The sequence below is a fragment of the Enterobacter sp. 342 genome (assembly GCF_036663495.1).
Taxonomy (GTDB): domain Bacteria; phylum Pseudomonadota; class Gammaproteobacteria; order Enterobacterales; family Enterobacteriaceae; genus Enterobacter.
Map to the genome: position 1 here is coordinate 1 of NZ_JAWUEI010000011.1, position 14,612 is coordinate 14,612.

At 52.6% G+C, this 14,612-nt stretch carries 14 protein-coding genes; 7 read left to right on the top strand and 7 right to left on the bottom strand.

All coding sequences use genetic code 11. From position 1 onward, the window contains the following. Positions 1-281 precede the first annotated feature (281 nt). Both mltA and tcdA read left to right on the top strand, forming a co-directional pair. A complete protein-coding gene (gene mltA, locus V6E55_RS10955; protein WP_114978592.1) occupies positions 282-1,379 on the top strand; it encodes a murein transglycosylase A in 1,098 nt (365 codons plus the stop codon). A gap of 76 nt (positions 1,380-1,455) precedes the next feature. Next, positions 1,456-2,262: a tRNA cyclic N6-threonylcarbamoyladenosine(37) synthase TcdA gene (gene tcdA, locus V6E55_RS10960; RefSeq protein ID WP_114978593.1), complete on the top strand. Its 807-nt coding sequence runs from the start codon at positions 1,456-1,458 to the stop codon at positions 2,260-2,262. Here tcdA and csdE read toward each other — a convergent pair. Beyond that, positions 2,253-2,699, bottom strand: coding sequence for a cysteine desulfurase sulfur acceptor subunit CsdE (gene csdE / locus V6E55_RS10965; RefSeq protein WP_114978594.1), 447 nt, complete (start codon positions 2,697-2,699; stop codon positions 2,253-2,255). The two genes, tcdA and csdE, sit on opposite strands and share 10 nt — an antisense overlap. After that, complete coding sequence (gene csdA / locus V6E55_RS10970) at positions 2,699-3,904, bottom strand: cysteine desulfurase CsdA (RefSeq protein WP_316942803.1); 1,206 nt, start codon at positions 3,902-3,904, stop codon at positions 2,699-2,701. Before csdA ends, csdE begins: the two co-directional genes overlap by 1 nt. 192 nt (positions 3,905-4,096) lie before the next feature. On the opposite strand from csdA, the gene V6E55_RS10975 reads away from it, so the two are divergent. The 4 genes from V6E55_RS10975 (at position 4,097) to rlmM (ending at position 7,117) form a co-directional block, all read left to right on the top strand. After that, entirely contained in the window at positions 4,097-4,324 is a 228-nt protein-coding gene (locus tag V6E55_RS10975; protein ID WP_114978596.1) for a YgdI/YgdR family lipoprotein, read from the top strand. Positions 4,325-4,671: 347 nt separating this feature from the next. Next, positions 4,672-5,589: a glycine cleavage system transcriptional regulator GcvA gene (gene gcvA, locus V6E55_RS10980; RefSeq protein WP_028016898.1), complete on the top strand. Its 918-nt coding sequence runs from the start codon at positions 4,672-4,674 to the stop codon at positions 5,587-5,589. A 39-nt stretch (positions 5,590-5,628) separates the two neighbouring features. Then, positions 5,629-6,024: a DUF423 domain-containing protein gene (locus tag V6E55_RS10985; protein WP_248104748.1), complete on the top strand. Its 396-nt coding sequence runs from the start codon at positions 5,629-5,631 to the stop codon at positions 6,022-6,024. Further along, positions 6,017-7,117, top strand: coding sequence for a 23S rRNA (cytidine(2498)-2'-O)-methyltransferase RlmM (gene rlmM, locus V6E55_RS10990; protein WP_236920719.1), 1,101 nt, complete (start codon positions 6,017-6,019; stop codon positions 7,115-7,117). Before V6E55_RS10985 ends, rlmM begins: the two co-directional genes overlap by 8 nt. Positions 7,118-7,177: 60 nt before the next feature. On the opposite strand, the gene xni is transcribed toward rlmM, so the two are convergent. The 5 genes from xni to queF all read right to left on the bottom strand — a co-directional run bounded on the left by xni (position 7,178) and on the right by queF (position 13,604). Next, entirely contained in the window at positions 7,178-7,933 is a 756-nt protein-coding gene (gene xni / locus V6E55_RS10995) for a flap endonuclease Xni (protein ID WP_316942804.1), read from the bottom strand. Positions 7,934-8,045: 112 nt separating this feature from the next. Next, positions 8,046-9,413 carry an L-serine ammonia-lyase gene (locus tag V6E55_RS11000; protein ID WP_028016895.1) on the bottom strand — a complete coding sequence of 456 codons (1,368 nt, stop codon included), beginning with the start codon at positions 9,411-9,413 and terminating at the stop codon, positions 8,046-8,048. A gap of 63 nt (positions 9,414-9,476) precedes the next feature. Continuing rightward, on the bottom strand, positions 9,477-10,766 hold the full coding sequence (locus V6E55_RS11005; RefSeq protein ID WP_028016894.1) for an HAAAP family serine/threonine permease: 1,290 nt from the start codon (positions 10,764-10,766) through the stop codon (positions 9,477-9,479). 514 nt (positions 10,767-11,280) lie between these two features. Next, entirely contained in the window at positions 11,281-12,645 is a 1,365-nt protein-coding gene (gene ppnN / locus V6E55_RS11010) for a nucleotide 5'-monophosphate nucleosidase PpnN (RefSeq protein ID WP_114978600.1), read from the bottom strand. A 116-nt stretch (positions 12,646-12,761) separates the two neighbouring features. After that, positions 12,762-13,604 carry an NADPH-dependent 7-cyano-7-deazaguanine reductase QueF gene (gene queF / locus V6E55_RS11015; protein ID WP_129995070.1) on the bottom strand — a complete coding sequence of 281 codons (843 nt, stop codon included), beginning with the start codon at positions 13,602-13,604 and terminating at the stop codon, positions 12,762-12,764. Between the two features lie 69 nt (positions 13,605-13,673). Here queF and syd point away from each other — a divergent pair, with 69 nt between their 5' ends. Beyond that, positions 13,674-14,219, top strand: a complete 546-nt coding sequence (gene syd / locus V6E55_RS11020; protein WP_316942806.1) for a SecY-interacting protein — start codon at positions 13,674-13,676, stop codon at positions 14,217-14,219. The last annotated feature ends 393 nt before the right edge of the window (positions 14,220-14,612 follow it).

The following is a 14,612-nucleotide window of genomic DNA, read 5'->3' on the forward strand; positions in this document are numbered from 1 at the left end:
GCGGGGGCCGGATTTGAACCGACGACCTTCGGGTTATGAGCCCGACGAGCTACCAGGCTGCTCCACCCCGCGTCCGTGGATGCGCACTATACTCGGATAGGTTTGTGATGCAACCCCTTTTTCACATAAATCATTAACTTTGTATGTAAATTGAACGGCGCTGCGACATTTGGACTATTTTTTGCTCAGAATTTGCCAAAGGGCATGCGATCGCATTTCATTAGCCCTGGCGGTTTGTTATCTTCATCACGCGGAAATGGGCAACTTAAAGACGAGATATAATGAAAGGACGTTGGGCGAAGTATCTGATGACGGGTGCAATGGTAGCCATTCTTGCAGCCTGCTCTTCTAAACCGACCGATCGCGGTCAACAGTATAAAGACGGGAAATTATCCCAGCCTTTCTCCTTAGTTAACCAGCCTGATGCTGTTGGCGCACCGATTAACGCCGGAGATTTCTCCGAGCAGGTCTATCAGATCCGCAATGCGTCACCGCGCCTGTATGGCTCACAAAACAACGTTTACAGCGCAGTACAGGAGTGGCTGCGCGCGGGTGGTGATACGCGCAATATGCGCCAGTTTGGTATTGATGCCTGGCAGATGGAAGGGGCGGATAACTACGGGAACGTCCAGTTCACGGGGTATTACACGCCAGTGATTCAGGCGCGGCACTCTCGCCAGGGCGAATTCCAGTATCCAATTTATCGTATGCCGCCAAAACGCGGCCGCTTGCCGTCCCGTGCGGAAATCTACTCTGGTGCGTTGAGTGAAAACTACGTCCTGGCTTACAGCAATTCACTGATGGATAACTTCATCATGGATGTTCAGGGCAGCGGTTATATTGATTTCGGTGATGGTTCGCCGCTTAACTTCTTCAGCTATTCCGGTAAGAACGGCCATGCTTATCGCAGTATTGGTAAGGTGCTGATCGATCGCGGTGAAGTGAAGAAAGAAGATATGTCGATGCAGGCGATCCGCGAGTGGGGCGAAAAACACAGCGAAGCCGAGGTGCGCGAGCTGCTGGAACAGAACCCGTCGTTTGTCTTCTTTAAACCGCAAAACTTTGCTCCGGTGAAAGGGGCGAGCGCTGTACCGCTGATTGGTCGTGCGTCGGTGGCATCGGATCGTTCAATTATTCCTGCTGGCACTACGCTACTCGCGGAGGTGCCTCTGCTGGATAATAATGGCAAATTTAACGGTCAGTATGAGCTACGTCTGATGGTGGCACTGGATGTGGGTGGGGCGATTAAAGGCCAGCACTTCGATATCTATCAGGGGATTGGTCCGGATGCAGGACACCGTGCCGGCTGGTATAACCACTACGGACGCGTATGGGTGCTCAAAGCAGCATCTGGCACCGGAAACGTATTCAGCGGTTGATTGTGGTATTCTGAGTGCAATACGGATTCATGTTCAGGGTGAGGAGAAACCTCACCCTTTTTACATCTGAGGTTTTATGTCAGTGGTAATCAGCGATGCCTGGCGTCAGCGTTTTGGCGGTACGGCACGTCTCTATGGTGAAAAAGCCCTGCAGCTGTTTGCGGATGCGCATGTCTGCGTCGTGGGTATTGGTGGTGTCGGTTCCTGGGCGGCAGAAGCGCTGGCAAGAACCGGTATTGGCGCAATCACGCTGATTGATATGGATGACGTTTGTGTCACCAACACCAACCGTCAAATCCATGCCCTGCGTGATAACGTCGGTCTGGCAAAATCTGAGGTCATGGCGGAGCGAATTCGTCTGATCAACCCGGAATGCCGGGTGACGGTAATTGACGACTTTGTGACAGCCGACAACGTCGCGGAGTATATGAATAGAGGCTACAGCTATGTGATTGATGCCATTGACAGCGTACGCCCTAAAGCCGCGCTGATCGCTTACTGTCGTCGATACAAGGTTCCTCTGGTTACCACCGGTGGCGCGGGAGGGCAAATCGACCCCACGCAGATCCAGGTGGCCGATCTGGCGAAAACCATTCAGGATCCGCTGGCCGCTAAGCTGCGTGAACGCCTGAAAAGCGACTTCAATGTGGTGAAGAACAGCAAAGGTAAGCTTGGCGTTGACTGCGTGTTTTCTACAGAAGCGCTGGTCTACCCGCAGGCTGATGGTTCTGTCTGTGCGATGAAAAGTACGGCGGAAGGGCCAAAACGTATGGATTGTGCCTCAGGCTTTGGTGCGGCCACCATGGTGACCGCGTCCTTCGGTTTTGTGGCGGTATCCCACGCCCTGAAGAAGATGATGGCGAAGGCAGAACGTCAGGCCTGAGCCTGACGTGCCGCATCCTGCACCGCTTCGCTGAGCGCGATCAGACCCTGGCCGCGTGAGGCGCTAAGCTGCGCCCGCAGCCCAAGCTCATCAAACAGCGCCAGCGGCGAGCGAGTCAGCAACTCCGCCGCGCTTTTCCCCTCGATGGCGGTTAACAGTACCGCCAACAGCCCGCGTACAATACGCCCTTCGCTGTCACCAAAGAAATGCAGCTTCTCGCCAGCAACGCTTACGCCCAGCCAGACGCGGTTCTCGCAGCCAGCGATCTCTTTTGCCTGCGCTTTTAGTTCGTCAGACAAGGTCGGTAACTGTTTACCGAGAAGGATCAACTGGCGATATTTATCTTCCCATTGTGAGAGAGGGGCGAAGGTCTGTTTTAAGGTCTCTTCTGTGATCACCGTGCCAAACGGATGTCCGGCTAAAGCAGCGCTAGTCATTAATCCACCAGTATTTCAAGGGCGCGGTCGACGGCGGCGACCAGCGCATCAACATCGCTTTGCGTATTATAAGGCGCAAACGAGGCACGCAGCGTGCCACTTACCCCCAGCGCCGCCAGAAGCGGTTGGGCGCAATGCTGTCCGGCACGCAGGGCAATACCATACCCGGCCAGCAGCGTCACCATGTCGCTATGATGAACGCCTGCAAAATCGAAGGCGAGCAGGCTCGAGTCTTGCACACGAAATGATCGGAAACCCGGGCGCTTTTTGAGTTCTTCCTCCGCCAGCGTTGCCAGACCGCGGCTCCAGTTTTCAGCCTGAGCAGTGTCTGTTTCAGCAAGCCATTCGAGAGCGGCACTCAGGCCAATGACGCCGGCAACGTTTGGCGTACCGGCTTCAAGGCGATAGGGAATCTCCTGGGTTTTAAAGCCGTCGAAGGTCACTTCGGTAATCATTTTGCCGCCACCGAGCCACGGCGTCATTTGCGCCAGCAGTTCCGGCTTACCGTACAACGCGCCGATGCCGGTTGGGCCGTACAGCTTGTGTGCAGAGAAAGCGTAAAAATCAATATCCAGCTTTTGCACATCAGCAGGGAAATGCACGATCCCTTGTGCGCCATCGACCATCACCACCATGCCGCTGGCATGGGCGATGCGAATGGCCTGAGCCAGATCCGGACATCCCCCCGTGACGTTCGACATCTGCCCGAGTGCCAGAATGCGGCTGCGCGAGGTAATCAACTCAGGCAGATGAGCTACGTCGGGCAGGAGATCTGGTCCCAGTGGGAGTTTCACAATACGGGCCCCCGTTTGCTCGGCCACCATCAACCACGGTACCAGGTTGGCATGGTGCTCTGCCTCACTGACGATGATCTCATCTCCGGGCTGGAGCAACGGACGTGCGTAGCACTGGGCCACCATATTGATGGCTTCGGTAGTGCCCCGCGTCCAGACGATGTTTTTCCCGCTTTCGGCATTGATCAAACGTGCGACCTGATCGCGTGCAGCTTCATAGCGCGCGGTTAAGCGCTGTGCTTGCGCAAACTGACTGCGATGCACGTTACCGGCACTCATGCTGTAAAACTGCTGCGTCGCTTCAATAACCGCCTGTGGCTTCAGGGTGGTGGCAGCGCTATCAAGATAAATACCGGCATCAGCCAGCGCCGGAAACTGTTCGCGAAAATGTGCGGGACTGAAAGCGTTCATGGGATTCCTCATTTCAATAGCAAGATCGTCGCGCAATTTCAGCGGCAGGGCAAGGAGGTTGATATCTATCAGATTCGTCTGCTTATCCTGATGCCCCTGAAAAAGCAGGTTATGCTAAATAGTGTTAGGCGAATGTTTAAGCCTGTTTTAAATCGAGGTTTGAGTAGCATTAATTGCTAAAGGAGAAGAATCATGAAAAAGACAGCTGCAATCATTTCGGCCTGTGTGTTTACCCTTGCTCTGAGCGCCTGTTCCGGTAACAACTACGTGATGCATACCAATGATGGTCGCTCCATCGTTTCGGAAGGGAAACCGTCAACTGATAATGATACCGGGATGATTTCATACAAAGATGCCAACGGGAACAAGCAGCAGATCAACCGAAGCGATGTTAAAGAGATGGTTGAGATTCAGCACTAAGATCGCAGGCGAAAAAAAAGCACCGCAAATTGGCGGTGCTACATTAATCACTATGGACAGACAGGGTAAATGTACAGGAAGTGAAAAATTGGTAGCGTTGCTACCGTGGTCTGAATCGCAGACCAATTGCAAACACAACAACACAACATCACAACCGTAAGCCAAAAGCCCTTCAGAACACGCATTCCAAAAAAAGCTCTTCGTTCCGGCTCAGGAAGTGCCGCCACTATAGGTATTTGCTGGTAGTTCCTCAACGGACAAATTATAATGTCTCAGATAAAAAAAACTAATAGGTTAAACGTTGTTTCCTGTTTGTTAAAATCCGTTAACATCTAAGCCAGATAACCATGTCGAAGCGATTGCCACCCCTTAATGCATTACGTGTTTTTGATGCAGCAGCACGTCACCTGAGCTTTACCCGTGCAGCAGATGAGCTTTTTGTGACACAGGCCGCAGTAAGTCACCAAATCAAGTCCCTGGAGGATTTTCTGGGCCTTAAGCTGTTTCGTCGACGCAACCGTTCGTTGCTGTTGACCGAAGAGGGGCAGAGCTATTTTCAGGATATTAAAGAGATTTTTTCCCAGCTCACGGAGGCCACGCGTAAGCTGCAGGCCCGAAGTGCAAAAGGTGCTCTGACTGTTAGTTTATTGCCCAGTTTTGCCATTCAATGGCTGGTGCCAAGACTCTCAAGCTTTAACTCAGCTTATCCGGGGATCGACGTTCGAATCCAGGCGGTGGATCGTCAGGAAGACAAGCTGGCAGATGACGTAGATGTCGCCATTTTTTATGGTCGCGGTAACTGGCCGGGCTTGCGTGTCGAGAAATTATACGCAGAATATCTCCTGCCGGTCTGTTCGCCTCTGCTATTAACGGGCGAAAAGGCACTGAAAACACCTGCTGACCTGGCGCAACATACACTTTTACATGATGCGTCACGCCGTGACTGGCAAACTTATACCCGTCAATTAGGTCTTACTCATATAAACGTGCAGCAGGGACCCATTTTTAGCCACAGTGCGATGGTGTTACAGGCTGCTATTCACGGGCAGGGCGTAGCGTTGGCGAACAACGTTATGGCGCAGTCCGAAATTGAGGCAGGCCGCCTGGTTTGCCCTTTTAATGATGTTCTGGTCAGCAAGAATGCGTTTTATCTGGTTTGTCATGACAGTCAGGCAGAACTGGGTAAAATAGCCGCTTTCCGGCAGTGGATACTGGCGAAAGCGGCAAGCGAGCAAGAAAAATTCCGCTTCAGGTATGAACAATAACGTTTGTGTGCCGGGCACGCATCAATTCAGGACTTAAACATGACCAGCCGATTCATGCTGATTTTTGCCGCGGTGAGTGGCTTTATTTTTGTTGCACTGGGCGCTTTTGGCGCACATGTATTAAGCAAGTCTTTGGGCGCAATAGAGATGGGCTGGATCCAGACCGGCCTTGAATATCAGGCATTCCACACACTGGCTATTTTTGGGCTGGCGGTGGCGATGCAGCGCCGTATCAGTATCTGGTTTTACTGGAGCAGCGTCTTTATGGCGTTGGGCACCGTGCTTTTCAGTGGCAGTCTCTACTGTCTGGCACTTTCGCATTTGCGCCTGTGGGCGTTTGTTACACCTGTCGGTGGCGTCAGCTTCCTGGCGGGTTGGGTATTAATGTTTATCGGAGCTATCCGTCTGAAACGCAAGGGCGTTGTTCATGAATAAGGTTGTTTTATATTGTCGCCCGGGGTTTGAGAAAGAGTGCGCCGCGGAAATTACCGATAAAGCGGCGAAACGCGAGGTCTTCGGCTTTGCGCGCGTTAAAGAGAATGCAGGCTATGTGGTATTTGAATGCTATCAGCCTGAAGACGCGGATAAGCTGGCGCGTGAACTCCCTTTCAGCTCATTGATCTTTGCCCGCCAGATGTTTGTCGCGGGTGAGTTGCTGAAGGATCTTCCGCCGGAAGATCGCATCACGCCCATTGTCGGCATGCTGCAGGGCGTGGTCGAGAAGGGCGGGGATCTGCGCGTTGAAGTGGCGGATACCAATGAAAGCAAAGAGCTGATGAAGTTCTGCCGCAAATTTACCGTACCGCTGCGTGCGGCACTGCGTGATGCGGGGATTCTGACGAACTATGAAACGCCTAAACGTCCGGTGGTGCATATCTTCTTTATCGCACCGGGCTGCTGCTATACGGGGTATTCATACACCACTAACAACTCTCCCTTCTTTATGGGCATCCCGCGTTTACGCTTCCCGGCCGATGCACCGAGCCGTTCAACGCTGAAGCTGGAAGAAGCCTTCCACGTCTTTATCCCTGCGGATGAGTGGGACGAGCGTCTGGCAAACGGCATGTACGCCGTCGATCTTGGTGCGTGCCCGGGCGGCTGGACCTACCAACTGGTGAAACGCAACATGTGGGTTTCATCTGTTGATAACGGCCCGATGGCACAAAGCCTGATGGATACCGGGCAGGTTACCTGGCTGCGTGAAGATGGTTTCCGTTATCGTCCGAACCGTAACAACATCTCCTGGATGGTGTGCGATATGGTTGAGAAACCGGCAAAAGTGGCCGCGCTGATGGCTTCCTGGCTGGTGAACGGCTGGTGTCGTGAGACGATCTTCAACCTCAAGTTGCCAATGAAAAAGCGCTACGAAGAAGTGTCGCAGAATCTGGCTTATATTCAGCAGCAACTGGATGAGCATGGCATTAACGTGGAGATCCAGGCGCGTCAGCTGTATCACGACCGCGAAGAGGTGACGGTGCATATTCGTCGCTGGTGGGCCGCTGTTGGTGGACGTCGCGACGAGCGATAGTGCGTGCTTTGTTTTGCCCGGTGGCGCTGTGCTTACCGGGCCGACAAATCGCGAAATGTTTTAACGTTCCAGCCTTAACTGCTGCAAATTCCCGTCCAGCTGTAAACTCGTTTGTAACGTCGCTACATCACGGCAGATAAAGGCCATCTCTTTATGTGCTTCAAGCTTCTTGCGCCATTTTTCCGGCACCTCATCCAGCCTGGTGTAAATCCCTTCCAGATTCTGAAAATCCGTCAGCAACTGAGCGGCACTTTTTGGCCCTATACCCGCGACGCCCGGAACCTTCGAGCTGCTGATCCCCGCCAGCCCCCAGTAATCTGGTAGCTGTTCAGGCGAGACGCCAAACTCACTGGCAATGAAAGGGGCATCAAGCCAGCGTTTCTGGAAGTAGTCACGGATGCGGATCGTAGGCGAGAGCAGCTGGCAGTAGCCTTTATCGGTTGAAACAATCGTCGCCTGATGCCCGGCGCTGGCAACTTTAACCGCAAGTGTTGCCGCCAGATCGTCAGCTTCATTGCCATGCGCGCCCCAACAAGGGACACCGCGCTGTTCAAAGGCGGCACGAATGGTGGGCATCTCGGCGTGCAGGTCGTCCGGCATTGGGGCGCGTCCGGCCTTGTAATCAGGAAGGCGCTGGTGACGCCAGCCAGTGTTACGCGCTTCGTCGTCAAACACAGCCACAACATGAGTCGGTTCGCTATGGCGGATAAGTTGCTCCAGTGCATGCAGGCAAGTGTCTTTACAGGGTGTGCCTTGTACCGCATGGATCCGGCGAATCAGGTTGAGTGCGTCGACAATAAGCAAATGAACAGCCACAGAGATTCTCCCTTAAATCTGATGGGTAAAGGGTAACACTGTCGGCAGGATGAAACGAATAGTGTGAGGGGAAACAGGAAGAAGCCTCGCAAAACGAGGCTTCCTGAGAGGCTTAATCGCAGGTAACGATCTTCATCGCCAGACCGCCGCGAGAGGTTTCGCGGTATTTGGCGTTCATATCTTTCCCGGTTTCGTACATGGTTTCGATAACTTTATCGAGACAGACGCGCGGTTCGCTGGTACGACGCAGGGCCATACGTGCTGCGTTCACCGCTTTCACGGAAGCGATCGCGTTACGTTCGATACACGGCACCTGTACCTGTCCGGCAACCGGGTCACAGGTCAGCCCCAGGTTATGTTCCATGCCGATTTCTGCGGCAATGCACACCTGCGTCGGGCTTGCACCCAACAGCTCAGCCAGACCCGCCGCCGCCATAGAGCAAGCCACACCGACTTCACCCTGACAGCCAACTTCCGCACCAGAAATGGACGCGTTCATCTTATACAGGGAACCAATCGCACTGGCGACCAGCAGGTAGCGCGCCAGAGAGTTAGCGTTCACTTCGCGGATAAACTTGTCGTAGTACGCCAGCACGGCCGGAACGATACCGCAGGCACCGTTGGTCGGCGCAGTGACCACGCGGCCACCTGCGGCGTTCTCCTCGTTTACTGCCAGCGCGAACATGTTGATCCAGTCCACTACTGCCATTGGGTCTGTTGTCGTTTTGTCGGTGCTGACCAACATACGGCGCAGCGCTGCTGCACGACGTGGCACGCGAAGCTTGCCAGGCAGAACGCCTTCGGTGGTGATCCCGCGCTCAATACCGCCGCGCATCACTTCCCAGACGTTAGCAAAGTGCTGTTCCAGCTCCGCTTTGCTGTGAAGCGCCAACTCGTTTTTCATCATCAGGCCGGAGAGGGAAAGTCCTGTCTCCTGGCAGTGACGCTGAAGGTCCGCCGCAGTTTTGTACGGATAAGGCACATCGACCGAAGAGTTACTGGTTTGACCAAAGTGGTCTTCGTCGACGATAAAACCGCCGCCGATAGAGTAGTAAGTCTGGCTGTATACCGCTTTGTCGCCGGCCAGCGCAGTGATACGCATACCGTTTTCGTGCAGCGACAGGTTGTCAGCATGGAAATTCATGCAGCGATCAACCGGGAATTCCACTTCATGTTCGCCATTTGCCAGCAGCAGGCGACCGTGGGTATTAACGTCCTGGATGAAGCCAGGGATCGCGTCAATATCAACGGTATCCGGCAGGTTTCCCGCCAGGCCCATAATAATGGCGATATCGGTATGGTGGCCTTTCCCGGTCAGGGAAAGAGAACCGTAAACATCAACAACCACGCGGGTTACGTCGTGCAGGATGCCGCGTGCAATCAAGTCATCCGTGAACTGCTTACCGGCTTTCATTGGTCCGACGGTGTGAGAGCTGGAAGGACCAATACCGATTTTGAAAATATCGAATACGCTAATCATGATGCGTCCATTGCTTTCAGTCAGAGAGGAAGAATGCGCCGCCCGAGGACGGCGCAGGAGGTATTAGCTGAACAGTGAGAAGAAAATCGCGGAGATGGCAATCAGACCCATCACAACAACGAAGACGTTGCTGATGTGGCCGCTGTATTTACGCATCGCAGGCACTTTCTGAATCGCGTACATCGGCATCAGGAACAGAATCATCGCGATAACCGGGCCACCCAGGGTTTCAATCATGCCCAGGATGCTTGGGTTCAGAGTCGCAACTGCCCAGGTGGTGATCAGCATGAACAGAGCTGTGATTTTGTTCAGCTTGCTGATTTCAATGCTCTTGCCTTTACCGCGCAGAGATTTGATCACCATACCGTTGAAGCCTTCACGTGCGCCCAGGTAGTGGCCGAGGAAGGATTTGGTGATGGCGATAATCGCGATGATAGGTGCCATCCACGCAATGACTGGTGCGTTAAAGTGGTTCGCCAGGTAAGACAGAATAGAGATGTTCTGCTCTTTCGCTGCCGCCAGATCCGCCGGGGAGAGGCTCAGTACGCAGCTGAAGACGAAGAACATCACGGTCAGTACCATCATGATGTGCGCACGTGCCAGGATGCTGGAGCATTTCTTCTCTGCACCGTTGCCGTACTCTTCACGCTTCGCTACTGCGAAGGAGGAGATGATTGGGGAGTGGTTGAAGGAGAAGACCATCACCGGAATCGCCAGCCACAGGGTCATCAGCAGGCCGTTACCGGTCGCAGATGCGCTGCTCAGGGACAGGGTTTCCAGTGCTGCACCGTTCCACTGTGGGATCAGGTAGCAGGCCAGTACCATCAGAGCAATCACGAACGGGAAGACCAGTACGCTCATTGCTTTAACAATCATCTGCTCACCGAAGCGCACGATAGTCATCATGCCTACGATCAGGATCAGAGACAGAATTGCACGCGGAGGCGGCGTCATGTGCAACTGGTGCGTCATGAAGCTTTCTACGGTGTTGGTGATCGCCACGCTGTAGACCAGCAGAATTGGGTAAATCGCGAAGAAGTAGAGCAGAGTAATTAATTTACCTGCGCCAATACCGAAGTGCTCTTCAACAACTTCAGTGATGTCTTCGCCCGGGTTTTTACCGGACAGCACGAAGCGGGTCAGACCGCGGTGTGCAAAGAAGGTCATCGGGAAAGCAATGATGGCCATGATGATCAGCGGGATCAGACCGCCGACGCCTGCGTTGATAGGAAGGAACAGTACACCAGCGCCGATTGCTGTGCCGTAAAGGCCAAGCATCCACATGGTATCCGTTTTGCGCCAACCACTTCGGGATTCAATCGAAGCAACGGTGCTGGTTTGAGTGGTTTCCATCTGTATCTCCTGGAGGAAGCGAATTGTCAGGTTTTAAGTCAAATCCGATGAAAAAGTGCCTGACGGTAATATGAAATTCGTTCAGTGACGGTTTTTTAATAATTTTCACCCGTAACTATTGGCGGGCGGAAAGATACATTCTCGTTATGAATCTATCAGTGATCGTGATCTCAAATGCAATAATCCACTTATGATGTGGGCATCTTTAGACCATTTATCTGTTAAAAAAACATCAAATAGAATTTACGGGCGCGAAGGCTACCACCAACAACATGCAGGCTGAAAGAGAGGCCCGTGATATACGAGTCTTACGCTGTAAAGAAATGGGTTTATAGGATTTTATGGCAGGTAAGTTAGATTAAGGCTGATAATTTACGGTTGTAAAATCAAGGTAATCGTTTGCGTTAAGGTGTGATTTGTAAAAGACATAAGCGATCTCTATGAATTATTTCGGTAATAAAAAAGCCGGGACGCGTTGTACGACGACCCGGCTTTTAAGAGTAGACGCTAGGCGTTAAGTGCAGATTTCGTAGCAAGGAATGTAGGCTGAGCCTGGAAGCTTCATGCGGTGTTGGGCGACAAAGCCTTGCAGCATGTCATCCATACGACGCATCATCTCCCGGTCACCGTGAATTTTGTACGGACCATATTGCTCAATTGCGCGGATGCCCATCTCTTTCACGTTCCCCGCCACAATCCCGGAGAAGGCACGACGCAGATCGGCTGCCAGCACTTCCACCGGTTGATCCGGGTAGAGTTTCAGGTTCGCCATATTCTCGTGCGTAGGTTCGAATGGGATCTGCAGGTCCGGAGCAATACGAATTGACCAGTTGAAGCTGTAAGCATCGCCGGTATCACGACGATTCTCTTTCACCAGCGGCATCGCTTTTTTCATCTGACGAGCCACTTCTGCTGCATCATCAATGATGATGCGATAGTGACGACGTGCGGATTCCCCCAGCGTATGCACGATGAACTCGTCCAGTACACGGAAGTAGTCGGCGCTCTCTTTTGGTCCGGTCAGGATCAATGGCAGAACCTGATCTTTGTTGACCGGGTTCATCAAAATGCCCAGCAGATAAAGCAACTCTTCCGCTGTCCCCACGCCGCCCGGGAAGATGATTATGCCGTGGGCGATACGGACAAACGCCTCAAGACGTTTCTCGATATCCGGCATGATAATCAGCTCATTAACCAGCGGGTTAGGTGGCTCAGCAGCGATGATTGACGGTTCGGTCATACCGATAAACCGCCCCTCTTTGTAACGCTGTTGCGCATGCCCAACCGCGGCACCTTTCATTGGCGCTTCCATTGCTCCTGGGCCACAGCCCGTACAGATATTCAGTTCACGCAGGCCGAGTTGCGTTCCCACCCGACGGGCATAAAGATATTCGGTTTCGTTAATGGAGTGACCACCCCAGCAAACGACCATGTTCGGTGCTTCGCCGACGTGCAGGGCACGAGCGTTTCGCAAAATTGAGAACACCAGGTTGGTGATATGGACAGAGCTTTCCAGATCGAGATGCTGGAAACGGCCCGCGTTGTGGATCTGCCCGTTAACAAACAGGATGTCACGCAGCACGGCAAACAGGTTGGCCTGAAGTGAGCGAATAATGCGCCCGTCGACAAAGGCGTCTTCTGGCGGGTTAATCACTTCAAGTTTCACGCCACGCTCACGGCGCAGCACGTTGATATCAAAGCTTTCGAAGCGGGACAGTAGTTCTTTACTATTATCTGTCAGGCTTCCGGAGTTCAGTACGGCAAGTGAACAGTTACGAAACAGTTGATAAAGATCGCTGCTGGCCGTGCGTTTAAGCATGTCCACTTCCAGCTGCGACAACATATCCATTGAGCCAAGCGGGCTAATATGTGTAATCAAGTGAGCTCCTTACGGGACGATTATCGTCTTTCCCTGTTGATTACAATAGCCCTGGCTTATGAGATTTCACAACACTTCGGGCGGAATACCGCCCGCATATTATGAAAATATTTATGTTACTGACGCACCAGACGGCCAGTCGCAGGCACAAAATCGGTATTGGTGCGCCACGGGTTAATATCCAGCCCACCACGGCGGGTATAACGCGCGTAAACACTCAGCGTCTCAGGATGACAGAAACGCTGAATATCATTGAAGATGCGCTCCACGCACTGTTCGTGGAATTCATTGTGATGGCGGAACGACACCAGATAGCGCAGCAGTTTTTCCCGGTCAATTTTCGGGCCTCGATACTCGATCTGCACGGAACCCCAATCCGGCTGATGGGTAATCAGGCAGTTGGACTTCAGCAAATGGCTGACCAGAGTCTCTTCGACCACTTTTCCGCTCGCCGCGTTTTCGAGGTAATCAGTGCTGAATTCGTAGCTGTTCACCTCGATATCCTGATCGTCGATGCAGCTACCGTTGAAGTGGGCAATCGGCTGCCCTTCGAGTTCATCGAGGCGATACAATGAAACGCTCACCTTGCCCTGCGCGCAGGCAGTTAAATCACGTTCCAGGGTGTGCTGAACGTCGTCCCAGCTGTTGAATTTTGTCTGGTTAAAACTGTTGAGATAGAGCTTAAAGCTTTTGGACTCAACGAGATTAACGCTGGCGTAATCCAGCTCAACATGGCCCACCGCCACCTGCGGCAAACCGCGAGCATTTAGCCATGAGAGTTCGTACAGCGTCCAGATATCTCCGCCGACAAACGGCAGTGCATCCGCATGCAAACCCAGAGGATCGCGATTCAGGCTGCGCGGCACACCCTGCAGCAGGCTTGCATCGTAGGTGTCGCGGTAATCGGTCGATTTACCCAACGTTAAGCCGGTTAACGCCTGATGATTTTCGTAAGACATGTTTCATAGCCACTTTACAGGTACACTTATGGCCTGAGTTTATCCTGTCTTACAAGAAGAGAGAAATCGGTGGACATCGAAACTGCAAATGCCCTCACTACCTTCACGACCCGTTATTGCGATGCATGGCATGAAAAGCACGGCACATGGCCGCAAAGTGCTGATTTATACGGCGTGCCATCGCCGTGCATTATCTCTTCTCAGGATGATTACGTGATCTGGCAGCCGAAGCCCAACACCGGTGAGCAAAATGTAAATGCGGTTGAACGGGCAATGGATATTGTGATACAACCTGCCGTTCATGCGTTTTATGCCACGCAATTTGCAGGGGATATGCCTGCACGCTTTGCTGATATTACGTTGACCCTGTTGCAGACCTGGAGTGAAGACGATCTGCAGCGTGTTCAGGAAAACCTGATTGGTCATTTGGTTACGCAAAAGCGCCTTAAGCTTTCTCCGACACTCTTTATTGCCACGCTGGATAGCGAACTGGATGTGATATCCGTCTGCAACCTGTCTGGTGAAGTGGTTAAAGAGACAATCGGAACCCGCAATCGCGAGATCCTCGCCCCCTCTCTTGCGGATTTCCTTACCCGAATTGAGCCACTTCTGTAATCCGTGATGCTACAGCGCGTGTGAGAGATCTCTTACAAGGTTTGTGAGAGATCGCTGGAACATTCAGTATTACCTTATTAAATTAAGATTAATATCACTCTGTTTTTCAATGAATTACTTGTTCATTGCATTACTTATAGTGCTTTCTTACGGCTTACACAGCGGACAGGGTGGGTTGTAAGACGAAGCGGAATAGCGGATTCTATCTCTGTCGACAGGACGCCGACACGAGAAACGAACATCAGGATGATGGCGTTTCTTACTCAGGACACGTCAGGATGGCGCTGCAGGAAGGCTTCAGGATGAAGCAAAAGGATAACGCAGGATGCGTAAGGGACACCTCCAGGAAGGAGAATGAGAGCCGGTCAGGATGAGCGGTGGGTCAGGAAGGCC